The sequence below is a fragment of the Stenotrophomonas sp. 71799_Sma genome (genome assembly GCF_056482505.1).
On the sequence record NZ_CM151202.1, the window covers coordinates 1,704,260 to 1,726,477 of the forward strand.

Consider the following 22,218-nt stretch of genomic DNA (forward strand, 5'->3'; position numbering starts at 1 on the left):
CATTACTCCGCGGTCTTTTGTGGCGATTCTCTGGTTCCACTGAGGTTGGTACGGATGTCCGATAATTCTTTTCAGAGCGCCGGGCAGAATCTCAGCCTGTGCGATACGTCCGACTTAAAGTGAACCCATGGCAAAGAAGACCCCCAAAGACAGCACCTCCAACGACACGACCTCTGCAAGGACCAATCCGATGGACGAGAACAAGAAGCGCGCCCTCGCTGCAGCTCTGGGCCAGATCGAAAAGCAGTTCGGCAAGGGCTCGGTGATGCGCATGGGCGACCGCGTGGTCGAGCCCGTCGAAGCCATCCCGACCGGTTCGCTGATGCTCGACATCGCGCTGGGCATTGGCGGTCTGCCGAAGGGCCGTGTCGTTGAAATCTACGGGCCGGAATCCTCGGGCAAGACCACGCTGACCCTGCAGGCCATCGCCGAATGCCAGAAGATGGGCGGCACCGCGGCCTTCATCGACGCCGAGCACGCGCTGGACCCGATCTACGCCGCCAAGCTGGGCGTGAACGTGGACGACCTGCTGCTGTCGCAGCCGGATACCGGCGAGCAGGCGCTGGAAATTGCCGACATGCTCGTCCGTTCGGGTTCGGTGGACATCCTGGTGATCGACTCGGTCGCCGCGCTGACCCCGAAGGCCGAAATCGAAGGCGAGATGGGCGACCAGCTGCCGGGCCTGCAGGCCCGCCTGATGAGCCAGGCGCTGCGCAAGCTGACCGGCAACATCAAGCGCTCCAACACCCTGGTGGTCTTCATCAACCAGCTGCGCATGAAGATCGGCGTGATGATGCCGGGCCAGAGCCCGGAAACCACCACTGGCGGCAACGCGCTGAAGTTCTACGCTTCGGTGCGCCTGGACATCCGCCGTATCGGCGCGATCAAGAAGGGCGACGAGATCATTGGCAACCAGACCAAGATCAAGGTCGTCAAGAACAAGCTGGCGCCTCCGTTCAAGCAGGTCATCACCGAGATCCTGTACGGCGAAGGCATCAGCCGCGAGGGCGAGCTGATCGACATGGGTGTGGATGCCAAGCTGGTCGAGAAGGCCGGCGCCTGGTACAGCTACGGTGAAGAGCGTATCGGCCAGGGCAAGGACAACGCCCGTGGCTACCTGCGCGACAACCCGACGGTCGCTGCCAAGCTTGAAGCCGAGCTGCGCGAGAAGTTCCAGCCGACCGAAGCCACCCGTGAGGAAGGCGACGACGAAGGCGACGACGAATAAGGCTTGCTGTGGGGCAGGGCGGCGCCGTCAGTGACGTCGCCCTGTCCCGCAGGTTCGAATCGCCCAGGGATGGGCTGGGCGCCACGGATGGCGCCACCCTTGGAGTACCGATGTCCGACGCCGACGACATTCCCACCGGCCGCAAACGCCGGCCGCGCGAGCAGACGCCCGTGCAACGAGCGCTGGGCCTGCTGGTCCGCCGCGAGCACTCGCGCAAGGAGCTCACCCGCAAGCTGACCGCACGCGGCATCGAAGACGAAGCCGCGCAGGCGGCTGTGGCCAAGTTGACAGAGGCCGGCTGGCAGGACGACACCCGTTTCGCCGAGAACCTGGTGCGGATGCGCGCCAACACCGGTTATGGGCCGATCCATGTCCGCGCCGAGCTGGGCACTCACGGCCTGGACAGTGCCGCGATTGCCGCGGCGATGGACAGCTACGAAGGCGACTGGCAGGAAAATGCCCGTGATCTGGTCCGCCGACGCTTTGGCGAGGCCGGTCCGCAGGACCTGACGCAGCGGCGCAAGGCCGCCGATCTGCTGGCCCGACGGGGCTTCGACGGCGACAGCATCCGCCGTGCGACCCGCTACGACCCGGATGACTGAGACTGGCGGCGCCGGGCCTGATACCCTTTAGGTTTTCGGCGGTCCCTCGCGACCCTGGCCAACGCGGCCGGTGGTCCGGGCCCGCCGGCCCGCAGACTGCCAGCCCCCAATGAACGCATCCGCCAAATTCACGACTTCCCAGATCCGCAGCGACTTCCTTGAATTCTTCAAGGGCAAAGGCCACACCATCGTGCCGTCGGCGCCGCTGGTGCCGGGCAATGATCCGACCCTGCTGTTCACCAACTCCGGCATGGTGCAGTTCAAGGACGTGTTCCTTGGCGCGGAGAAGCGCAGCTACGTGCGCGCGGCCGACGTGCAGCGCTGCCTGCGCGCGGGCGGCAAACACAACGACCTCGACCAGGTCGGCTACACCGCACGCCACCACACCTTCTTCGAAATGCTGGGCAACTGGTCGTTCGGCGACTACTTCAAGAAGGATGCGATCGCCTGGGCCTGGGAGCTGCTGACCCAGGTCTGGAAGCTGCCGGCCGAGCGCCTGCTGGTCACCGTCTACCAGACCGACGACGAGGCCTACGCGCTGTGGCGCGACATGGTTGGCGTGCCGGAAGAGCGCATCGTGCGCATCGGCGACAACAAGGGCGCACCGTTCGCCTCGGACAACTTCTGGCAGATGGCCGACACCGGTCCGTGCGGCCCTTGCACCGAGATTTTCTACGACCACGGTGACCATATCGCCGGCGGCCCCCCGGGCTCCCCGGATGAGGACGGCGACCGCTTCATCGAAATCTGGAACCTGGTGTTCATGCAGTTCGACCGCCAGCCGGATGGCACCCTGGTGCCGCTGCCGGCGCCGTGCGTGGATACCGGCATGGGCCTGGAGCGCCTGGCGGCGATCCTGCAGCACGTGCACACCAACTATGAGATCGACCTGTTCCAGGCGCTGATCCGCAAGGCGTCCGAGCTGACCGGCACCGCCGACCTGGAAAACAAGTCACTGCGCGTGATCGCGGACCACATCCGTGCCTGTTCGTTCCTGATCGTCGACGGCGTGCTGCCGTCCAACGAAGGTCGTGGCTACGTGCTGCGCCGTATCATCCGCCGCGCCCTGCGCCATGGCTGGATGCTGGGCGTGCGCCAGCCGTTCTTCAGCAAGCTGGTGCCGACCCTGGTCGAGCAGATGGGCGAGGCCTATCCGGAACTGCCGGCGGCGGTGGATACCGTCACCCGTGCGCTGCAGGCCGAGGAAGAGCGTTTCGCCGAAACCCTCGATGCCGGCATGAAGATCTTCGAGGACGTGGCCGGCAAGGCCAGCAATGGTGTGATCCCGGGTGTTGACGCGTTCCGCCTGTACGACACCTATGGCTTCCCGCTCGACCTGACCCAGGACATTGCCCGCGAGCGCGACCTGACCGTCGACATTGCCGGCTTCGACGCCGCGATGGAGCAGCAGCGCGAGACCGCGCGTGCGGCCGGCAAGTTCGGTGGCGGCGTGACGCTGCCGGCCGAGCTGGTGGCGACCCTCAGCCCGACCGTGTTCCTGGGGTATGACCGCCTGCAGGCCGACGGCCTGAGCGTGCTGGCCCTGCTCAAGGACGGTCGTCCGGTGCAGTCGGCCGATGCCGGTGATGCGGTCATCGTGATCACCAACCAGACCCCGTTCTACGCCGAGTCCGGCGGCCAGGTCGGCGACACCGGCGTGCTCACCGGCAACGGCGTGCGCCTGGCGGTAGAAGACACCCAGAAGTTCGCCGGCCAGTTCCATGGCCACGTCGGCACCCTGTCCGAAGGCGGCCTGAAGGTCGGTGATGTGCTGTCCGGCCAGGTCGATGGCGAGCGCCGTGGCGCCACCATCCTCAACCACTCCGCCACCCACCTGCTGCACGCCGCCCTGCGCGAAGTGCTCGGCACCCACGTGCAGCAGAAGGGCTCGCTGGTGGCGCCGGATCGCCTGCGCTTCGACTTCTCGCACTTCCAGCCGATCAGCGCGGAAGAGCTGGCCGTGATCGAGCGCAAGGTCAACCAGCAGGTGCGTGCCAACAACGCTGCCGAAGTGCACAACATGGGCATGCAGGAAGCGCTGGACTTCGGCGCGATGGCCCTGTTCGGCGAGAAGTACGGCGAACACGTGCGCGTGCTGAAGATGGGTGACTACTCCACCGAGCTGTGCGGCGGTACCCACGTCAACCGCACCGGCGACATCGGCCTGTTCAAGATCACCTCCGAGGGCGGTGTCTCCGCTGGCGTGCGCCGTATCGAAGCGGTCACCGGTCAGGGCGCCCTGGACTACGTGGACGCCGAAGAGGCCCGCCTGGCCGAAGCCGCCGACCTGCTCGGTGGCAGCGCTGCCGACGTGGTCGAGAAGATCCGTGCCCTCGGCCAGCGCCAGAAGCAGCTGGAGCGCGAACTGGAAGCCGTGAAGGCCAAGGTTGCCGCCGGTGCTACCGCCGACCTGTCCGGCCAGGCCGTCGAGGTTGCCGGCGTGAAGGTGCTGGCTGCCCGCCTGGAGGGCTTCGATGCCAAGGCCCTGCGTGACGCCATGGACCGCCTGAAGCAGCAGCTGGGCGATGCGGTGATCGTGCTGGCCGGCGCCCAGGACGGCAAGGCCGCCCTGGTCGCGGGTGTGAACGGCAGCGCAATGGGCAAGGTCAAGGCCGGGGAACTGTTGTCCCATATCGCCGGTCAGATCGGGGGCAAGGGCGGCGGACGCCCGGACCTCGCCCAGGGTGGTGGCGAGGACGGGCCCGCCCTTGCCACTGCGCTGGCTGCAGTCGTCGAATGGGTCAGCCCCCGCCTGTGATGAACCTGGCCGTCCCCCTCCTTGTAGGAGCGGGACGGCTGACGGTACCATTGCGAATCTTTTCCCTTTGTCGTGGTAGCGCTTCTTGACGGAGCGTCAAGCCGGTGGGGGATACCCTTCCACACGGTTCCATGGAGACTTACAAAAATGTTGATCCTGACTCGCCGCGTCGGCGAAACCCTGATGATCGGAGACTCGGTGAGCGTCACCGTGCTTGGCGTCAAGGGTAACCAGGTGCGTATCGGCATCACCGCGCCGAAGGACGTCGCTGTGCATCGCGAAGAGATCTACCAGCGCATCCAGCGTGGTGATGAAGCCGGTGGCACCGGTAGCGAAAATTCTGCCGAATAACGCTTTACCTTCGCACTCGATTAACGTTATGATTCACGCCCCGCTGAGGTGCAACGCACCAGACGCGGAGAAAACCCCGGAGTGATGCCCGAGTGGCCGAAGGGGCTCCCCTGCTAAGGGAGTATAGGGTCAAAAGCTCTATCGAGGGTTCGAATCCCTCTCACTCCGCCAGATACAAAGAAGCGCCTGCAGATCCTCGATCTGCAGGCGTTTTTCTTTGCCACCTTGGATAGTCCGTCATGCGAGACGGTGGCGACCTGCGCGCGTTGACATCGCCTATGAGCTGATGTCGCATGCAGGCTACAGAAGATCGCGTTCCAGCTGCAGCCGAGGTCTCACTTTTACTGATCGTGGTTAGAGCCGCACGCCGAGGGCGTCCAGAGTCGGGGTTGTCATCGTTCCTGTCACCCGAATGCCGTGGGCCAGTTGGAACATCCTCAATGCCGATTGGGTTTCGGGGGTAAGAACTCCATCGATGGCGCCTGGGTCGTAGCCCCTGGAATAGAGCGCCGCCTGCACGCGCATGATCAGCAGCTTGAGCGCGTCGGCGTCCCGTCCCTCCTTAACTGGCTTGTCGTAAGTGCTCGGTTCCAAGGTCAGATCGTTCGTGGACAGTGAATTTGCTCGGGTGGTCGGCTGCAAGTTCTGGCTTGGGTAACTACTCAAACTGCTGCCGCCATTACCGCTGGTCCGGGGAGCTGCGGGAGCCGTCGGTGCCGCAGGCGCGGTGTAACGGGTGGGCGGTGGGCTGTAAGTGGCTGGTGGCGGGGTATAGGAGCGATACGAGCTTCCCGAGCCGGACGAATGGGAGCGATGGGAACTGTGTGAGCGATGTGAGCTGTGGCTGCGGTGCCCTGCATACAGGTTGTGCCGGCCGGCATTCAAAGACGTGCTCAGGACGGTCGCGTATTTCCCGTCTATCTCGGAGAGCCTGGAAAGATCGGACTGGCCCTTGGGCGGCTCCGTACCCAAGGCTCCCAAGGTGGCGGCGCCGACGATCATCAGTGTGTTGGACATGATCCGGTTTCCAGGATGGGAGAAATGGACCGGCTGGTCCAAGCCGGTGTGACCCACGAGAAGAAGCCGCCGCACCGCTGCCGAACCGAGCAGCCGTCACAGGCGGGCAGGTAGTCGTTCTTCCAAGGCGAAATGCTCTGCACGGCGTAGGGCCAAAGGGATCGGTCCAACGCACACAGGGGCAGGTTGTAGAGCGAGACCGGAATTCCACCCTCGGCCAGCAGCCCCACCGCTTCGGACAGGACGTCACCGTAGTCCGCAGGATCGGCCCAAAGCTCACGCTGATGTGCTTTGGCAAACCCGATGGGCTCGATGCCCATCAGTGCGACGTGTTCGACGAAGGGTAGGTTCCGCCAGATGTAGCGGGCCAGTTGTACCAGCCGCTCGACCGTTGGCTTGACCAACACGACTCGGATCTCCACCCGCTGCTGGGCGGCTTCCAATGCATAAAGCCCACGAAGGGTCTGAGCGAAAGCACCCTCGCTCTGCACGACGTAGTCGTGCAGAGCATAGCGGTCGCCGTAAAGCGGAATGCCCCAGCTCAGGTTGGGATGGAGCCCTGCAAATTTGGCATGCAGGCCAGGCTCACGCAATCGGCCATTGGACAGGATGTGCAGGTGGGTGTTGGGCAGCATGTGCGCGCATTTGGCCACCACGTTGACCAACCCGTCGCCCAGCAGGGTCGGTTCCCCGCCGCTGATTGCCAGCGAAGGTTCGCCCGGATCGATGAGGTCGATCAGGTCCAAGAGGTGCCTCACCCGCCAATCGTCTTGAACGTCTCGGGGCGGCTGAGAGCACATAAGGCAGTAGCTGTTGCAGCGCTCGGTCGCGAACAAAACATTACCGGTGTCTCCGCGCCGATATCGGATCGCCACCTTCTTCTGCAGGGGATTGAGCTCCACCACATCCCCAGGCTTGCAAACACCAGGCGGACCTTCCAGGCGGACGAGAGGAGCTTCACCGGGAGAGCGCAACCCGCGTGAGGGCAAGACTGCACCCCATGGCAGGTTCAGCAGGTCACTGCTGAAGTGCCCCGCTGGGACGTCCCGTAGGTCCAGCGCCAGACGCTCCAAGGGAAGCGCTGATTGGGCGAACTCTGCCAGAGATACTACCTTTAGCAGGCCGGCTTTTGCCGATGGCGCCAGCTCGGCTCTGGCTTCAAGCGGCAGCATGGACGGCGGCCCCAACCGATGGCTTCGGGACAGCCCAAGAGCGCATCAGCCCTTGGACGTGGCGGTTGGCTTTTTCGTAGCGCTCCAGAAGGAAATCAAAGAGCCCCATGTTCCGCCGGCAAAAGTCGCTGCTGGGCCGATGGCCGATGGGATCCCCTTGGCGGGCGTAGTGCTCGATCGGATCGGCCCCGCACATCGGCACAAACGCGCAGTCGGAGCACGTGGGCAGGGCCTCGGCGACGCCGGCGTCCAGCAAGCGGGCCATGGCAGGCGAGGACAGCCATTGGCCGACCGGTTGGCTGACGTGGCCCAAGGCAAAGGCACCGTCCCCCATGGCGGCCAGCATGCGTGCCTCATCCGACGGATAGACCCGCCCATCATGGTCGTAAATGACGGCACCCAACCCGGCTCCGGAGGGCGATCGGAGATCGACATAGCCGTGCCCGAAGGACGTGAAGAGCTGGGAGAGGAGGAGAGACGCGTAGGACTCTTCCATGGCGTAGCCCGCCAGGTTCACCGACAGCAAGTGGTCGAAGGCGCGCCGGTAGAAGGCGAGGAAGTCTTCCGTGGGGTAGCCGGTGCGGCGAGCAGTCTTGGTGGCGAACCCGTAGGGGCTCAAAGGACGCAAGGAAATGCTGTGGAAACCTAGCTTCCGATATTCGTCGATGATGGCCTCAGGAACCTCGAGGCTCTGGCGGGTCAACGTCGTCAGCGCCGAGACGCCATCGTCTCCCAGCCAACGGCGTCCGCGTTCAATCCCCTCCACAGTCCGCCGGTAGCTGTCGCGGCCGGGCCGGGGACGGTTGGCGTTGTGAAGCCATTCGGGACCGTCCAGCGAGGTGGAGAGCTTGAAGCGGTGCTCGGCCAGAAACGCCAGTTGGTCGTTGGTGAGGTCATGCAGCGTCGAAGCCAGGACGAAGCGCAGGGTTCGCCCAGCGGACCGGTTGCGTTCGACGATCAGCCGGGTGATGGCCTTCACTTGCTCAAAATTGAGCAGGGGTTCACCCCCTTGGAATTCGATCGTCAGGTCTTGGCTCGGCCATTCGAACAGCCGTTCCACCGCCTGTTCGACGTGCGCACTTTCCATGTCGAACGCCGTGGCGCTCGTCTCCTGTCTCGAAACTTGGCAATAGTTGCAGGTGTGGTGGCAACGCAGGGAAACCACGAAAATGTGGAGAGCAGGTCCTCCCATCAGGTAGGACTTTCGGCTACGGATTTGGCTAAGCAGGGGAGCCAAGCTGCTTCGGTCGGTCCCGGCAACGGCCAGGTGCCGGGCTTCCAAATCCGCAAAAAGGGCGGACTCGGTCGGCAACTGGTGGGTCACTAGGCGCTGGACGTCCTCCATCTTCATCAAGAGCCAGTCGCCGGCCATCGACGAGACAAAAGCCCGATCGTGATCCCACGGCAAGCGCCGGAACCGCAGAGGCAACAGTTGGTAGTCCGCTGGGGCGGCGAAAGCCTCAGCGGGCCTAAACCGAGACATGGGGCATCACCGGCTGTGCCTGGTTAAGCGCTGCGCGAAGCAGCTCCTGCTGCAGCCCGCTCGTCTCCGCTCGGACAGCCGCCCGCAGGCGCTCGTCCAGCAAGTCTCGGGAAAACTGGGCCCAGAGGTCCTCTGGCAACTGAGAGCCGTCCAGAGACCAAAAGCCAACGGTGAGGTTGGCGCCTTGGCTGCGCACCTCGATACCAAGCTGACCGGTATAGCGATGCGCGGCCCGAGCCGCCACGTCGTCCGAATACAGTGCGCGATCGATAATGAATTGCGAGCGTTCCATTGCTCATCCCCCCCTGGATGAGTGAACTTTGCTCCTGAGCAGCCCATGTTGCAAGTCGCCAGAAGTCGAAGCTCTCCCTCGACTCAACCCTACCATTAGTGCGCTGGGAACCCGACGCTGTCAACTACTTGATGAGAAACTCACTGAGTTCTTTACCCTTTTGGACCAGCGCAGCCAGCCACCTCGGTTGGCGCACGCGGCCGAGCTAGGTTTTGCTAGATTTGGCCGGATTGCGGTACTCAGGGGGGGGGGCACCTTGCTGCCGGCCGACTTCACCGGTTTCCGGTCGGCCGGTTTTTTAACCGTTCCAGCGGCTGGATTTGAAAGCACTCCGTACAGCTCTTCCATTGTGTAAACGTGGTCTTTGACGTACTGGTTGATCTTGGCTCGCATGGCACTAGCCTTGGGCCGAGTCAACGCCTTGGTTTGCTGCTCTTCTGCGTGAGCGATCAGGGTTTTGAGTTCTTTTGCCGACAGGCCGCTGACATCGATAGTCATCTCTTTGATCCGAGCACCGAGGGCTTTAGCGTAATTCCAAATGGAGTTCGATGTGGACGCGGGCCCGTTTTTCGAAGGTGAATCAGAGCCCGAGAAAATCTATCGCTAACCAAGGATCCTTGTTGATGGCGGGTCGATAGATGTGCGTCGATCACCTATCGGCGGCTTCAAGAAGAAACTGCAGAAGCTTCCTGTCAAATCCATCCATGGCGCCTTGGCAACGCGAATGCAGTTCTTTTATGACTTTTTCACAAGTTGGGGGAGCCGCCGCGCCGCCGATGAGTGCATCGCGGCCGCTGACAATTGTGCCGCTTACCGGACCAAAGTACATCGCGCTGCCGAAGGCTTGCGTGGCCGATCCGAGATCACCGTACGGTCCTACAGCACAGGCCTGCAATGCGGAGGACTGCAGCCTTGAGGTCTCTTGGTAGTCGCATCCATATACAGGTCTGGCGGCGATTAGGAAGACGGTGGCCGCCGATTGGGCTTGCATGAGATCGGTGTTGAAAGCTCGATGGTCGTGGTAGATGGCCGCGACCGAGATAAGGACGCAAAATTAAGCTGTTGTGGAATTTACAACCATCTTTTGCGATAAAAGCACTCCGATGGCCGCAACAATAGCTATCATCATTACTGATAGAGCGATGAGATAGTTGCTATTGAGCAGCTCTCGTACACAACCGCCCAACCCCAAGAGTAGCAGTGATACTGCGCATATCAGTCGAAGCATGGCACCCTTTAGGCATCTATAGCAGAAGATATCGGCGAAAGTTGGCCGAGCTTTATGTGCTGTAGATTCGTTGCGTGGCATTCCTTCGTCAGGAAAATTCATCGATGGCGGTTGGGCACGTTTGGCCTGGCATGCGCGGGCCACATGCGTGGCGGGTACCGCGCAGGAAAATTCCGGCCGATGTTGGATCAACACGGGTTCGGGGCGCAACCAAGCAGACCATGGCGCCGGGCGCCTGCAGGGGCGCACCTGCAGGTTTGCCTTTTTCCCAGGCTTTACTCAGAGCTTCACCGTCACACCCACCTGGAAGCCCCGCCCGGGCAACGGTGCGATGTACTTCAACGGCGAATTGTGCGGCCGTGCTTCTTCATTGAGCAGGTTGCTGCCGTTGACGAACACCTCCACGCCGGCGATGTAGCTGTTGCGTACCGGCAGTTCGCGGCTGACCTGCAGGTCGACCAGGTTGAATGCATCCAGCGGCACTTCCTCACTGACGTTGCGGCCGAGGTACTTCTGCGTGTCGTAGTAGGTGCTGGACAGTTGTGCCTTCCAGCCTTCGCGCTGCCACTGCAGGTTGGCGCCGTAACGGTTGGTCGGCATGTTCGGCAGGTACTCGCCGTCGTTGTGGGCACGCAGCGAATCGGGGTGGTCGGCCTTGTTCTTCACCAGGTCGGCGAAGGCGGAGACGTTCAACGTGCCATAGCGGCCCAGGTCCAATGCCTGCGACGCATCGATCTCGAAGCCCTTCACCGTGGTGTCGGTCTGCTTCCAGTACTTCAGCGGCAGGCGGTTAGCGGTCTGCAGGCCGGAGTAGCCGAGGTAGAGATAATTCTCGTACTTCATCCGGTACGCGGTGGCCGACAGTTCGAAACCACCGAGGTGGAACAGGCCGGTCAGCTCCAGGTTCTTCGCGCGTTCCGGTTCCAGGTTCTGGTTGCCTTCTTCCTGGGTCATCACCGAGTAGTGCGCGTTGCTGGCATACAGCTCGTTGATCTCCGGGGCACGTTGCGAAGACGAGTAGCGAACCTTGGCCGCGAACATCGGCCCCAGCTCGACATACGAACCCAGGCTGTAGCTGTTGAGCCGGTAGTCGCGGTCCTGCAGTTTGGTGTTGGCGGCATTGCGCGCGGTCTTGAAGCGGCTGGGCTGCAATTCGTGATCCACACGCTCGTGGCGCATGCCTGCGTCGAAGGTGGCCCAGCCGAAATCCAGCGTTTCCTTCAGGAACACCGCATTGCTGCGGGTGTCCACGTCCGGCAGGTAGCGCTGCGAGCCGCTGCCGGTGACATCACGCGACTGATGGCTGAAACCGAGCAGGCCGCTGAGCGGGCCGATGCGTTGATGGCTGAGCAGCAGCTCGGCCTGGGTGCTCTCGAAATCGTAGTCGTTGGCCTTGGTGGCGCCCAGCCGCTCGCCTGAGGTGTTGTCCAGCTTGGAAACACGGAGTTCCGCGCGCTCGAACCACGGCAGTGGATCACGCAGCAGGGCTTCCAGCGCGTAGCGCTGTTGCTTGATCACCACGCCCACCGGCAGGCCATCGGCATAGTTGGAACCGAACGACAGGTTCTGCATCGAGAAGCCTGGAACGCCGTACTCGCTGTCCTTGGCATCAATGCTGACACCGACGTAACCGCGGTCGAAGAACAGCGTCGAACCGAAGGCCACCTGCGAATTGCGTGCATAGCTGTTGCCCAGCCGGTGGTGGTAATCGGGAGTCACATCGTTGTTGATCTGCTTCTGCACGTATGAAGGCGTGCCTGCGACGTAGGCCGGGTTGACCGGATTGACGTAGGTACGGCGCTGCCAGACCGATGTCGGATTGTTGGTGTAGAACGAGAAATCACCATCGGCCCAGTCCGGGTTCTCGGTCATGAACTGGTCGATGTATGGCTGCGAGGCCTTGTTGTAGATCTGCTGGACGCGCGCCTCTTTCTGGCAGGCGTCGGCCAGTGCCGAGTTGACGCCCCCGCCTGCCGGGAACAGCCCGGTGTTGCAGACGCTGGCCTTGCTGTTGCCGGGGATGTCGTAGTGCGAGATGCGCTGCCGCGACACCTGCAGATTGGTGGAGATGTTGCGCTGATTGTTGAAGTTCATGCGGAAGCCCTGCGCGTCGGCCGCGTTGAAGCCCTTGCGCAGGACCAGTTCCATCGACTGATCCCTGTCTTCCATGCTGCGCGAGATCAGGCCCGAGTCGATCTCCACGCTGCCGCCGATCGCATTGCCCCCATAGCGCACGGTGTCGGAGGACTTGTTGACGGTGACGCTGCGCACGAACAGCGGATCGAACGGGATGTTGATGTCACCGCTGATCGCGTTCATGCCCAGAATCGATTGGCCGTCCTGCAGGATCTGCACACGGTTGCCGCTGAGGCTGCGGATGACCGGAGCGCCCGCGTTTGGCCCGAAGGCGCTGCTCTGCACACCGGAGACGTGTTCGAGCAGGCCGCCGAGGGTGCGGTTCTGCGCCTGCGGATTGTCGACGGTGACCCGGCTGTCGATGCGCGAGGGTTGGGAGGCCTGGACCTGGAGGGTGGGGAGGGTGGGTTCGTCCGCGGCCTGGGCGGTGTGGACGACGAACAGAATGGCTGCAGCAAGGAGATGGCGGCGCATGACACGATCCGTGAAGTTGATGTGAAATGTTATAACGTAACTATTTGTATCGACAAGGGCGGATTGGGCCTTGCCACCAGGGCTGGATATGAGAACGGTTCTCATATGAGAATGGCGGGTGATTTTTCACGGGCGCACCATGCACAGCCTCACCCTCGCCGACCTGGACCGCTTGGGCCGCAGCAGTGGTTTCCGCTATCGGCTGCCAGCACTCGCGTCCGCCGCCGATTCGGGCGCGCTGTGCGTGGTCGAGGGCAGGGTGGAACAGCGCTGCTTGCGCCCTGGCATCAGCCTGGCGCTGTCGGACGTGGTCGCGCATCAGCCGTTCGAGGCGACTTCGGAGGCACCCCCGCCGTTCGCTGCGATCGTGATGCTGGAAGGTCGTGCCGGAGCACGCCTGGAAGGGCAGGCTGTGATCGGCATGAACCGCGGCGCCGGCGCGATGGTGTTGGCCGATGCCACGCCGATGACTGCGATTCATCCGGCCGGTCAACGGATGCGCAGTCTGAATGTCTCGCTGGATGCACCGGCCGAGATGGATGATCCGGTGATCAGCGAACTGCTGTTGCAGGCGCATCGCCATGGTCGCCGGCGGCTGCACAGCTGGCAGGTACCCGCGCATCTTGAACATGCCGCCGAACAGTTGCTGTCGGGGACCTGGCAGGGCGCAATGCATGCGCTGCTGTGCGAGGGTGTGGGCCTGCAGATGCTGGCGATGGCGTTGGGTGCGCCTGCCCAGGAGGCATCGCCGGACCAGCGTGTTTCAGCACGTGATCGCCGCATGCTGCAACGGGTGATCGACTGCCTGCAGGCATCACCTGCGGCTGACCACAGCCTGGAGGATCTGGCGCGCCTGGCCTGCATGAGCCCGAGCAGCCTGCGGCTGAAGTTCCAGCAGGTGCACCGGTGTTCGGTGTTCGCCTGGCTGCGCGAGCGGCGCCTGCAGTTGGCCTGCGAGCAGCTGCGGCAGGGCTGCAGCGTGCAGCAGGCCGCACATTTCGTCGGCTACCGGCACGCCACCAATTTCGCGACCGCATTCCGCGCGCGCTACGGCATCGCGCCCAGCGAGCTTCGCTGAGTCCGGACCATCGTCGGCAGTGCGCATACGCCTGCTGCGTCCGCGCATACGTGCGCTCACGCTCAAATGACAATAATTCTCATCCAGCCTTTCCTTCCCGCTGGATCTCCCATGCCTGCCTGTTTCCGCCCGTGTGCCCTGGCTAGCGCCATCGGCACGACCCTGGCGCTGTTCAACGCTGCCCACGCCGCCGAACGCACTCCGTCCGTAACGCCTTCCCAGCTTCCAACCGTGCAGGTCACGGCCGACCTCGATGGCAGCACCGAAACGTCGCGTTCCTACACCACCGACTCGATGGGCACGGCGACCGGACTGTCGCTGACCTCGCGGCAGACCCCGCAATCCGTCAGCGTGGTCACCCGCCAGCAGATCGAGGACCGTGGCCTGCTCAGCACCGCCGATGCCTTGGCGACCGCACCTGGCATCTCGCTCACGCGCAGCGACGCCAACCGCTACTCGTTCTCCGCACGCGGCTTCGACATCGACAACTACCAGTTCGATGGCGTGGTGATGCCGGTGCTGTCGCCGTGGAATTTCGGCGAGAACAACCTGGACATGGTGGTGTATGACCGCATCGAGATCGTGCGCGGCGCCAACGGCCTGATGACCGGCGCCGGCAATCCCTCGGCGGCAGTGAACTACGTGCGCAAGCGCCCGCTGCGCGAGTTCGCTGCCAGTGGTGGCATCAGCCTCGGCAGCTGGGACGCACGGCGCGCGTGGGCGGATGTGTCCAGCCCGCTGAGCCGGGAAGGGCGTGTGCGTGGTCGCCTGGTGGCCGCGCAGGCAGAGGGCGACAGCTACACCGCTGGCCTGGACAGTACGGCGAAGACGCTCTACGGCGTGGTCAGCGTGGACTTGGGCGAGGACACCGGGTTGATCGCCGGCATCTCCTACCAAGGCAACGACAACCGTGGCTTCGGCAGCGGCTTCGCGCTGTTCAACGCCGATGGCACGCGCACCCGTTTCGACCGCTCGGTATCAGCCACCGCGCCGTGGGCACGGATGACCACCGACACCCGCAATGGCTTCTTCGACTTCAACCATCGTTTCGGCAACGACTGGCAGGCGCGCGTGTCCTACAGCCGCTCGCATACCGACATGGAAATGAAGCATCTCTATCGCGGTGGCTACCCCGATCCGGTTACCGGCGCCATGCCCAATGGCAACAGCTTCACCCGCTACGACGGTCCGGTGCGCCGAGAAGCGATCAGTGCCAGCCTGTCCGGTCCGTTCCAGCTGTTCGGCCGCCAGCACACTGCGTCCATCGGCTGGTCGCGCTCACGCGATGAAATCGCGCTGGGGCAGTACCGCGCGCTGGCGCCGCTGCCGCCGCTGGCCAGCTATCTGGACTGGCACGGGCCGGGCACGCCGGAGCCGACGTGGGCCAGCAGCAAGACCCAGGCCGACGATCTGGACAACCATCAGAGCGGTGCCTACGCGGTGGCGCGGTTGTCACTGGCCGATCCGCTGCACGTGATCGTCGGTGGCCGCATGAGCAACTGGGAGACCGACCAGGTCTACTTTGGCACCAAGCGGAAGTACCGCTACCGCAACGAGTTCGTACCGTATGCCGGCGTGGTCTGGGACCTCAACAGCTACAGCAGCGTGTACGCTAGCTACACCGGCATCTTCAAGCCGCAGAACAACCGCAATGAATCCGGGCAGATCCTCGATCCGGTCAGTGGCCGCAGCTATGAGCTGGGCCTCAAGGGCAGCTGGCTGCAGGAGCGTTTGAATGCTTCGGCCGCGCTGTTCCGCACCCAGCAGGACAACCTGGCCGAGGCCACTGGTGGTCTGGTCGAAGGCAGCACGCAGGCGGCCTACCGTGCGGTGAAGGGCGCAACCGTGGATGGCCTGGAACTGGAGCTGGCCGGCGAGCCGCTACCGGGCTGGAGCCTGGGTACCAGCTTCACCACCTTCATCGCGCAGGATGCACAGGGACGGGCGATCAACACCGCCAAGCCGCGCAGCCTGTTCAAGCTGTTCACCACCTGGCGGCTGCCGGGTGCCTGGGACCGGCTGACGATCGGCGGTGGCGTTGACTGGCAGAACCGCATGTACCAGACCGCCACCGCGCCAGGGAATCGCCGTGTGCCCGTGGAGCAGCCCAGCTACGCACTGGTGAACCTGATGGCGCGCTACCAGTTCAGTTCCAACGTGTCGGCGGCGGTCAACATCAACAATCTGTTCGACCGCCACTATTACTCGCAGATCGGCTTCTACAACCAGGGCTGGTACGGTGCACCGCGAAACGTGATGTTCACGCTGAAGGTCGGCTACTGAGGATGACGTCGCGCCTTTCAGGGGTCCAATGGATCCATCGGGTCGATGCGAAGTGATTCGGGCGCTGGCACGAACGTGATCGCGTACGGCGAAATGCGTGAACCGACCTTGCCGGGAACGTAGCCCAGCTCACGACGGTTGCGCTCATTGAACCCGTTGCTGGCGACCGAATCGATATGCGATGGACTGCTGACCACCAGTGCCGGTTGCCGTGGCGGTGCCTGCAGGGCCGCCAGCAACCGGGCTGCGTTGCGCAGGTTGGTGGTGGTGTGGCGGGCATAGGGCTCGATGAGGATCGCCTCTGCGGGAATGCCAAAGCGCGCGATCAGCGCTTCGCGCATCTGCACGGCTTCGACGCTTCGGGTGCCGCGTGGATGCACGGCGCCACCGGAGACGATGATGAAAGGTGCATCGCCCGCCGCATAGCGCTGCGCAGCGGCTTTCAGGCGCAGCTTGCTGCCAGCGCTGAGTGGGGTGGTCAGCTCGTCCGGTCCCTGGCCCAGCACGATGATCGCTGTGTACGGATGCGCATTCCAATCGAACTGCCGCGCGCGCGCGAATGGCGCGGCGTTCATTCCCGCGTTGAGGGGCTCGAAGCGGATCGCATCGAGGCGGTCATTGGCATCAAGCAGGCCCACCGCCACGGCGATGCTGCGATCGAATGCGGTGTAGGCCGCGCCGGCGTCCACTTCGCTCATCTGCATGGCAATGGCAACAACTCCGGCCAGTCGCGTGCTGCCTGCCGCGCCGACCGGGCCGTCGATGGCGTCGTAGCGGGGCGGCTGGCCCTGGCCATAGACGGAGAGAATGTTGTTGAGGCCCGCCAGCTCTCTTTCGATGGCATCGGCGCGCGCCGGAACCGTGGTGGCCAGCAGATCGGCCTGCGCCGGCGTCCAGCGCGCGGCCTCGAGTGTGCAGGCCGCCGTCCGGCAGCCAGTCATGCGCTGCGTGCGTTCGACCATGAGGGCGCGCGCAGGGGCGGGCAGTGCGTCGTGCTTCAGCTGCACGAGGGTTGGAAACAAGCGCCCGGCCAGTGCCGCGCTGTCACGGTCGTCAGCGGCCGCTGCAAGCGGCAGCACAGCCGTGGCCAGCAGGGCGAGGGACAAGCTCAATCGTCGGTGCATCACCAGCTCCTGCTGACCATCAGGCGGACGTTGCGGCCGAACAGCGGCCGTCCATAGATTGCCTCGGCCGAACCCTGTCCGGCCAGGGCGTCGGTGCGGGTGTTGCCCTCGGTGAGCCCCTTTTCATTGGTCAGGTTGTCGCCCACCAGCTGTGCGCCCCAGTTGCCGCGCTTCCATGAAACGCCCAGGCCCAGGGTCTGGTAGGCAGGCAGCGCTGTCTGGTTGAACAGATCGACGTAGGACTTGCCGACTACGTCATAGCGCAGCCAGGTCTCGAACTGGTCCTGGCCGTGCTGGAAACTGAAAGTCGGTCGCAGGCTGCCGTAGAGCTTGGGTTCGCGAACGATCTGCTTGCCATTGACCGCCGCCGGATCGGCACCGGAATCGTTCTGCAGGCTGTCGTACTGCGGATCGCTGACCGTGATCGAACCGGCGATGCTGAACCAGTCCAGCGGCCGGAACAGGCCATCCAGTTCGATGCCCTTGGAGACGGCGGTACCGATGAAGGGCACCGACTGGTCATTGCGGCCGGTCGTCGGATTGAAGGCAACGAAGGACGCGTTGAGTGGATCGAACTTCGTGTAGAACGCGGTCAGGTACAGGTAGGACCGGCCAAAAGCCGCCTTCAGGCCCAGCTCGTACTGGTCCAGCTGGGTCTGCACGATGGTCGGATCGATCGAGCGCGCCACCGACGAGTTGGGAACGATCTCCATGTGCGACACGCGGGCGTAGGCGCCCACTGCAGGGGTGAAGTCGAAGTTCGCACCGACCGTCCAGTTGGTGGCGGACGGATTCAGGCGATGGTTCTGGACGACGCCGGTGAACCGGCGTGTGGTGTTGTCGGCCAGTGTGCTGCGATCGCCGAGGTCGACCTGGGCGGTCTGCTCCGCATAGCCTTCGTAGCGGTAGCGTTCATGGCGGATGCCGGCATCAAGCTTGAAGCGATCCGTCAGTGCCCAGGTGTCATTGGCATACACCGCGAACATGCGGGCATCGACCTTGCCGCGATTGAGGGTGGTGGTGTAACGCAGCGTGCCCTTGTCGGTGACATAGCCCAGTGGGGCGCCATCGTTACCGTAGGCCACCAGATCAAGCAGGCGTGGCTTGCCGCGCATCTCCATCAGCATGTCCTGGTACAGGCTGAAGGACGTGGTGCCGAAGAAGGCGGTGTACGCGCCGATGTTCAGATCGTGGTTGCCCCAGGCCGTTTCAAACAGCCGCGTCGCACTGAAATCGGCCTGACCGGAGTAGAAGTCAGAATCAGCAGCGCGGTACTGGGCCGAGATCACCAGGCCGGAATCGGCGTAGGGATCGTAGGCAGTGGCGCCGTTGCTACCGGCCAGCGCGTAGCCCATCCGCGCGACACCCGCACCGAAGGCGGTACGGGCCGCGCCCAGATAGCCGTTGGCGAAGTTGCGTGCGTCGACCGGATTGGTGGTCGAGTACAGCGCGTCGAAGGTATTGCGGCCCTTGGTGTAGCCGGATTTCAGCGACAGGGTCCAGTCGGTGGCGGTGTTCTCGTATTGGAAGCCGATGTTGCCGAAGCGCATGTGGCGGCCATCGGCCAGATCGCGGTTCATGCCCTGCAGGACACCGCCGCCATCGAGGTACTTCAGGTTGACACTGCGCAGCGAGGGCGAGTTCAGGGTGCCGTCGAAGTAGTCGATGTAGGGATCCAGCGGGACGCTGGGATTGCGAGGGTCGGCGACCGGGATCGGCAGGTAGAACGTATTGTGGTCGTCAACGAAGGTTCCGCTGACCTTGAACCAGCTGGTGTCGTCGAAGTAGTGCTTGATGTTGCCGCGGATCTGGCCGCCCTTGTCGTTCGGGAAGCCGTTGTCGCGGTAGCCGTCGTGCTGGCGCAGGAAGCCACCGACGGCGTAGAAGGTGTCCTTGCCCAGCGCGCCGGACTGGTACATCTCGCCGCGGTACAGCCCGGTATCGCCGATGGTCAGCTGCGCCTTGCCGTGGGTCTCTTCCGAGCCCTCGGCCAGGATGTTGTTGACGATGGCGCCGCCGCTGCTGGCATAGATCGGCGCCGGCCCGCCGCGCACGATCTCCACCCGCTGGTTCATCACGTCGAACCGGTTCATGCCGTCGCCGGAATTGAAGAAGTGGCCATCCAGCTCCTGGTAGAGCGGCAGGCCGTCCTGCTGGAAGGCGATGAAGCCACGATCGGTGGGAATGCCGCGCAGCCGGGTGATGTTCTGCACCTCGCCGCCGGTGGCCTCGACATGGATGCCGGGAACCGAGCCGAGCAGGTCGGCGTAGCTTTTCGGTGCGAGCTTCTGCACGTCTTCGCGGCTGAGTGAATTGACGGCGAAGGACGCATCGAAGCGACGCTGGGTGCGTGCCGCGCCGGTGACCACCACCGCATCAAGTGTTGCGGCATCGGCGCTGTCCTTGTTCTGGACGGGGGCGTCCTGCGCAGACGCGCTGCCGTGCAGGGAGATCAGGGCCAGGGAGATGCCCAGGACCAGGGGGCTGATGTTCATCGGAGGGCGGCCATGCAGGGAAGGGGGACCGCTGCACGGTAGGTCCGGGCGATGACGGAATTGTTTACTTCAGCGGAAATAAACAATTAAGCGATGGCGTCGGCGCCCAGCTGATGGATCGGCAGCAGCGCCGCGCCCACCGATACCGCGGATCCTCCCAGCCGTGACACATGCACCTGTGGCAGGCGCAGGCTGTCCAGCGCACTGCTCCAGCGTGCCGGTTGCTGCAGGTGTTGCCCCAACACTTCCAGCACCTGCCTCGGCAGTGAGCCGGACAGGATCACGGCGCCAGGATCGAGCCATGCCACACCGGTATTGGCCGCCACGCCCAGCTGGTTGCCCGCACGTTCTGCCCAGGCATTGATGATGCCGGCATGGGTTTCCAGGCAGGACTCCAGTTCGAACAGTGAAGGAATGCCGGCGCCGGCGTCGCGCAGCGTGGCCAGCAGGTCGATGCCCGAGGGGCGCGGCGCGTCCATGCGGAACAGGCGACCGATATCCCCGGCATTGCCGAACTCACCGCGCATCACATCACGTCGATGGATCACGCCACCGCCCACGCCGTGGCCGACATACAGCAACAGCGCCGACGCGCAGTCGCGGATCAGTCCGCTGTCGTAGTACTCCGCCAGCGCCGCCAGGGTCGCATCGTTCTCCACCCAGACCGGGAAACCGAAGTAGTCTTCGAAGAACTGGTCGTTGTCGATATCGCGCCAACCGTGCAGCCAGTCCACCGCGTGCCTGCGTGCCGGCCCGGTTTCGACCACGGGCCCGGGAACCGCCACGCCGAGGCCCAGGAAGCGCGCGCGCATGAGCCCGGTGCGGCTGGTAAGGCTGCGCAGGCGCTGGTCCACTGCGTGCACGAAGTCGTAGGGATCTGCGCTGTCGAATGCGGTTGCATCGCGGGCGATGACCTGGCCGGCAAAATCCACCAGCGCGATCTCCAGCCAACCGGGATGTACCGTGGCACCGGCGGCATAGCCGCCCCGCCCGGACAGCGCCAGTGGCACCGAGGGTCGGCCGCGCTGGCCATCGGACAGTTGCCCCTGTTCCTCGATCACCTCCAGCATCAGCAGTTCACGCGCCAGGCGGGTCAACGCGCCGTTGTGCATGCCCAGCTGGTGGGCAATGGTGATGCGGGGAACGGCGCCCATCGTGCGCAACAGCCAGATGATGCGCTTGTGGTCGGCATCCAGCGCGATCAGCGGTTTGCGGCGCAACCGCGATGTGGGAGCCAGGTTCATGGGTGCAGGCCCTCGGTACGTGGCAGCGCGACCGGCCAGGCCAATGCGGCCAGCGACAGCAGACTGCCGACGGCAACCAGCGAGACCAGTGCGGCAGAGGTGCCCGGATCACCGGCCTGTATGCCGGGCAGCAGCTGGCCCAGCAGCAATGAGGAGGCGGCAATGGACAGTTTCATGGTTCCAGTGAGCAGCGCAAAACAGCTAAGGTCATCCTCGCGCCCGCTGCGGGCGGCATGGCGACGGGCGATCAGCGCGGTGCGCCGCCACAGCACCAGGCCGACACTGGCTACCGCCGCCCCATGGACAGCGGCACACGCAATCGCTACAGGCAGGGAGGGCTTGGCCTGGTAAACGCAGACGGCAGCGATGACCAGCACCGACATCAGCGCGATCAGGCCTGTCTCGCTGCACAGCGGGGGGCGCAGGCGCAGATCGAGCCAAGGCGCGACCACCATGCCAGCCACCATCGCGAAGGTCAGTGCTGCCCCATGTTCGGCGAAGGGGAACAGACGCCCGGCCAGGCCAACCAACGCGGTCTCCGCCGCCGCGGCCAGCAGAACCGGCAGCAGTGCCGGCAGCGGCAGGGCGCCGGCAACGGGCCTGCTGGTTGTGGCGGGCTGTGCGGGCGTGGCGACGCAGGCCAGGGGAAGCGCGGCGGCCGCGATCAGGATGCCGATGATCATGCAGATCAGCAGCGCGCTGCCACTGCCTGCGGATGCAGGTGCACCGACCACGCCGAACAGTGCTGCAGCGATGCACAGCTTGGAGATCGGTACCACTACCGCGCGAGCGGAAACGTAGCGCATGGCCTCGTTCTCGTCGCGGGGCAACAGCGAAGTCAATGCATTCTGGGCCACGTCGTAAACCGCGTAGCAGGTACGGAACAACAGCGAGGCGGCCAGCAGCGGCAGGAAGGCGGGCTCGGTCGCGGTGCCCGGGCTGAACAGCAGGCAGGCGCTGGCCGCGGTACCGAGGCCGCCGACCAGCTGCAGGCGCAAGGCGAGGCGCTGCTGGTTGCGAAGGCGGGTGAATACGGCGGCCAGCAGCAGGTCGAGAACGCTGCTGTAGGCCAGGGAGATCGCCAGCAGCTGGCCGGTGTGGGCAGCCGACAGTCCCAGCCGCGCGTGCAGGTAGAAGCCGAGTGCCAGGTCCACGAACGACCAGACCAGAGTGCGGGCGAAGTGGCCGGCGGCATAGAGGTGCCGTGGCGAGGGCTGCGCGTTCAACGCTGTTTTTGGGGGAGGAGGCCGGAG

17 protein-coding genes and 1 tRNA gene are annotated in these 22,218 nt (G+C 64.2%); 7 read left to right on the forward strand and 11 right to left on the reverse strand.

Going from position 1 to position 22,218, the window contains the following annotated elements; translation table 11 throughout:
- The first annotated feature begins 190 nt into the window (after positions 1–190).
- From recA to ACZK4Z_RS07980, 5 genes are all read left to right on the forward strand, one after another.
- Positions 191–1,228: a recombinase RecA gene (gene recA / locus ACZK4Z_RS07960; protein WP_049449560.1), complete on the forward strand. Its 1,038-nt coding sequence runs from the start codon at positions 191–193 to the stop codon at positions 1,226–1,228.
- A gap of 110 nt (positions 1,229–1,338) precedes the next feature.
- Positions 1,339–1,830 carry a recombination regulator RecX gene (gene recX / locus ACZK4Z_RS07965; protein WP_014036760.1) on the forward strand — a complete coding sequence of 164 codons (492 nt, stop codon included), beginning with the start codon at positions 1,339–1,341 and terminating at the stop codon, positions 1,828–1,830.
- Between the two features lie 109 nt (positions 1,831–1,939).
- Positions 1,940–4,588: an alanine--tRNA ligase gene (gene alaS, locus ACZK4Z_RS07970; protein WP_478451329.1), complete on the forward strand. Its 2,649-nt coding sequence runs from the start codon at positions 1,940–1,942 to the stop codon at positions 4,586–4,588.
- A gap of 147 nt (positions 4,589–4,735) precedes the next feature.
- Positions 4,736–4,939: a carbon storage regulator CsrA gene (csrA, locus tag ACZK4Z_RS07975; protein WP_004152909.1), complete on the forward strand. Its 204-nt coding sequence runs from the start codon at positions 4,736–4,738 to the stop codon at positions 4,937–4,939.
- Positions 4,940–5,017: 78 nt separating this feature from the next.
- Positions 5,018–5,110: transfer RNA gene (locus ACZK4Z_RS07980), tRNA-Ser, on the forward strand.
- 183 nt (positions 5,111–5,293) lie between these two features.
- On the opposite strand, the gene hxsA is transcribed toward ACZK4Z_RS07980, so the two are convergent.
- The 7 genes from hxsA to ACZK4Z_RS08015 form a co-directional block, all read right to left on the reverse strand.
- Positions 5,294–5,956: a His-Xaa-Ser repeat protein HxsA gene (gene hxsA, locus ACZK4Z_RS07985; protein WP_197616349.1), complete on the reverse strand. Its 663-nt coding sequence runs from the start codon at positions 5,954–5,956 to the stop codon at positions 5,294–5,296.
- Positions 5,941–7,128: a His-Xaa-Ser system radical SAM maturase HxsC gene (hxsC, locus tag ACZK4Z_RS07990; protein ID WP_197616351.1), complete on the reverse strand. Its 1,188-nt coding sequence runs from the start codon at positions 7,126–7,128 to the stop codon at positions 5,941–5,943. Before hxsC ends, hxsA begins: the two co-directional genes overlap by 16 nt.
- Positions 7,115–8,536: a His-Xaa-Ser system radical SAM maturase HxsB gene (gene hxsB, locus ACZK4Z_RS07995; protein WP_478451330.1), complete on the reverse strand. Its 1,422-nt coding sequence runs from the start codon at positions 8,534–8,536 to the stop codon at positions 7,115–7,117. The genes hxsC and hxsB overlap by 14 nt, the downstream gene beginning before the upstream one ends.
- Before the next feature lie 61 nt (positions 8,537–8,597).
- A complete protein-coding gene (locus tag ACZK4Z_RS08000; RefSeq protein WP_478451331.1) occupies positions 8,598–8,903 on the reverse strand; it encodes a hypothetical protein in 306 nt (101 codons plus the stop codon).
- A 120-nt stretch (positions 8,904–9,023) separates the two neighbouring features.
- Complete coding sequence (locus tag ACZK4Z_RS08005) at positions 9,024–9,401, reverse strand: DNA-binding protein (protein ID WP_478451332.1); 378 nt, start codon at positions 9,399–9,401, stop codon at positions 9,024–9,026.
- A gap of 151 nt (positions 9,402–9,552) precedes the next feature.
- The gene (locus ACZK4Z_RS08010; RefSeq protein ID WP_478451334.1) at positions 9,553–9,894 is read right to left on the reverse strand and encodes a hypothetical protein; all 342 of its coding nucleotides are present in this window, start codon (positions 9,892–9,894) and stop codon (positions 9,553–9,555) included.
- Positions 9,895–10,410: 516 nt separating this feature from the next.
- Positions 10,411–12,741 (reverse strand): TonB-dependent receptor, encoded by a 2,331-nt coding sequence (locus ACZK4Z_RS08015; RefSeq protein ID WP_478451335.1) that lies wholly within the window; start codon positions 12,739–12,741, stop codon positions 10,411–10,413.
- Positions 12,742–12,880: 139 nt separating this feature from the next.
- Here ACZK4Z_RS08015 and ACZK4Z_RS08020 point away from each other — a divergent pair, with 139 nt between their 5' ends.
- Together ACZK4Z_RS08020 and fauA are read left to right on the forward strand one after the other, a co-directional pair.
- Positions 12,881–13,819: a helix-turn-helix transcriptional regulator gene (locus tag ACZK4Z_RS08020; protein ID WP_049422688.1), complete on the forward strand. Its 939-nt coding sequence runs from the start codon at positions 12,881–12,883 to the stop codon at positions 13,817–13,819.
- 111 nt (positions 13,820–13,930) lie between these two features.
- Positions 13,931–16,102 (forward strand): TonB-dependent alcaligin siderophore receptor FauA, encoded by a 2,172-nt coding sequence (gene fauA, locus ACZK4Z_RS08025; protein WP_478451336.1) that lies wholly within the window; start codon positions 13,931–13,933, stop codon positions 16,100–16,102.
- A gap of 17 nt (positions 16,103–16,119) precedes the next feature.
- Here fauA and ACZK4Z_RS08030 read toward each other — a convergent pair whose 3' ends face one another.
- The 4 genes from ACZK4Z_RS08030 to ACZK4Z_RS08045 all read right to left on the reverse strand — a co-directional run bounded on the left by ACZK4Z_RS08030 (position 16,120) and on the right by ACZK4Z_RS08045 (position 22,191).
- The gene (locus tag ACZK4Z_RS08030) at positions 16,120–17,226 is read right to left on the reverse strand and encodes a YdcF family protein (protein WP_478451337.1); all 1,107 of its coding nucleotides are present in this window, start codon (positions 17,224–17,226) and stop codon (positions 16,120–16,122) included.
- Positions 17,226–19,721: a TonB-dependent receptor gene (locus ACZK4Z_RS08035; protein ID WP_478451338.1), complete on the reverse strand. Its 2,496-nt coding sequence runs from the start codon at positions 19,719–19,721 to the stop codon at positions 17,226–17,228. The genes ACZK4Z_RS08030 and ACZK4Z_RS08035 overlap by 1 nt, the downstream gene beginning before the upstream one ends.
- An 86-nt stretch (positions 19,722–19,807) precedes the next feature.
- Positions 19,808–20,965, reverse strand: coding sequence for an ROK family protein (locus ACZK4Z_RS08040; protein WP_125895295.1), 1,158 nt, complete (start codon positions 20,963–20,965; stop codon positions 19,808–19,810).
- Complete coding sequence (locus ACZK4Z_RS08045; protein ID WP_478451339.1) at positions 20,962–22,191, reverse strand: MFS transporter; 1,230 nt, start codon at positions 22,189–22,191, stop codon at positions 20,962–20,964. Before ACZK4Z_RS08045 ends, ACZK4Z_RS08040 begins: the two co-directional genes overlap by 4 nt.
- Between the last annotated feature and the right edge of the window lie 27 nt (positions 22,192–22,218).

Excerpts from the sequence above, each read along its gene's own strand:
- recA (WP_049449560.1), top strand. The coding sequence starts at position 191 with ATGGACGAGAACAAGAAGCGCGCCCTCGCTGCAGCTCTGGGCCAGATC.
- recX (WP_014036760.1), top strand. The coding sequence starts at position 1,339 with ATGTCCGACGCCGACGACATTCCCACCGGCCGCAAACGCCGGCCGCGC.
- alaS (WP_478451329.1), top strand. The coding sequence starts at position 1,940 with ATGAACGCATCCGCCAAATTCACGACTTCCCAGATCCGCAGCGACTTC.
- csrA (WP_004152909.1), top strand. The coding sequence starts at position 4,736 with ATGTTGATCCTGACTCGCCGCGTCGGCGAAACCCTGATGATCGGAGAC.
- hxsA (WP_197616349.1), bottom strand. The coding sequence starts at position 5,956 with ATGTCCAACACACTGATGATCGTCGGCGCCGCCACCTTGGGAGCCTTG.
- hxsC (WP_197616351.1), bottom strand. The coding sequence starts at position 7,128 with ATGCTGCCGCTTGAAGCCAGAGCCGAGCTGGCGCCATCGGCAAAAGCC.
- ACZK4Z_RS08000 (WP_478451331.1), bottom strand. The coding sequence starts at position 8,903 with ATGGAACGCTCGCAATTCATTATCGATCGCGCACTGTATTCGGACGAC.
- ACZK4Z_RS08005 (WP_478451332.1), bottom strand. The coding sequence starts at position 9,401 with ATGACTATCGATGTCAGCGGCCTGTCGGCAAAAGAACTCAAAACCCTG.
- ACZK4Z_RS08010 (WP_478451334.1), bottom strand. The coding sequence starts at position 9,894 with ATGCAAGCCCAATCGGCGGCCACCGTCTTCCTAATCGCCGCCAGACCT.
- ACZK4Z_RS08015 (WP_478451335.1), bottom strand. The coding sequence starts at position 12,741 with ATGCGCCGCCATCTCCTTGCTGCAGCCATTCTGTTCGTCGTCCACACC.
- ACZK4Z_RS08020 (WP_049422688.1), top strand. The coding sequence starts at position 12,881 with ATGCACAGCCTCACCCTCGCCGACCTGGACCGCTTGGGCCGCAGCAGT.
- fauA (WP_478451336.1), top strand. The coding sequence starts at position 13,931 with ATGCCTGCCTGTTTCCGCCCGTGTGCCCTGGCTAGCGCCATCGGCACG.
- ACZK4Z_RS08030 (WP_478451337.1), bottom strand. The coding sequence starts at position 17,226 with ATGCACCGACGATTGAGCTTGTCCCTCGCCCTGCTGGCCACGGCTGTG.
- ACZK4Z_RS08035 (WP_478451338.1), bottom strand. The coding sequence starts at position 19,721 with ATGAACATCAGCCCCCTGGTCCTGGGCATCTCCCTGGCCCTGATCTCC.
- ACZK4Z_RS08040 (WP_125895295.1), bottom strand. The coding sequence starts at position 20,965 with ATGAACCTGGCTCCCACATCGCGGTTGCGCCGCAAACCGCTGATCGCG.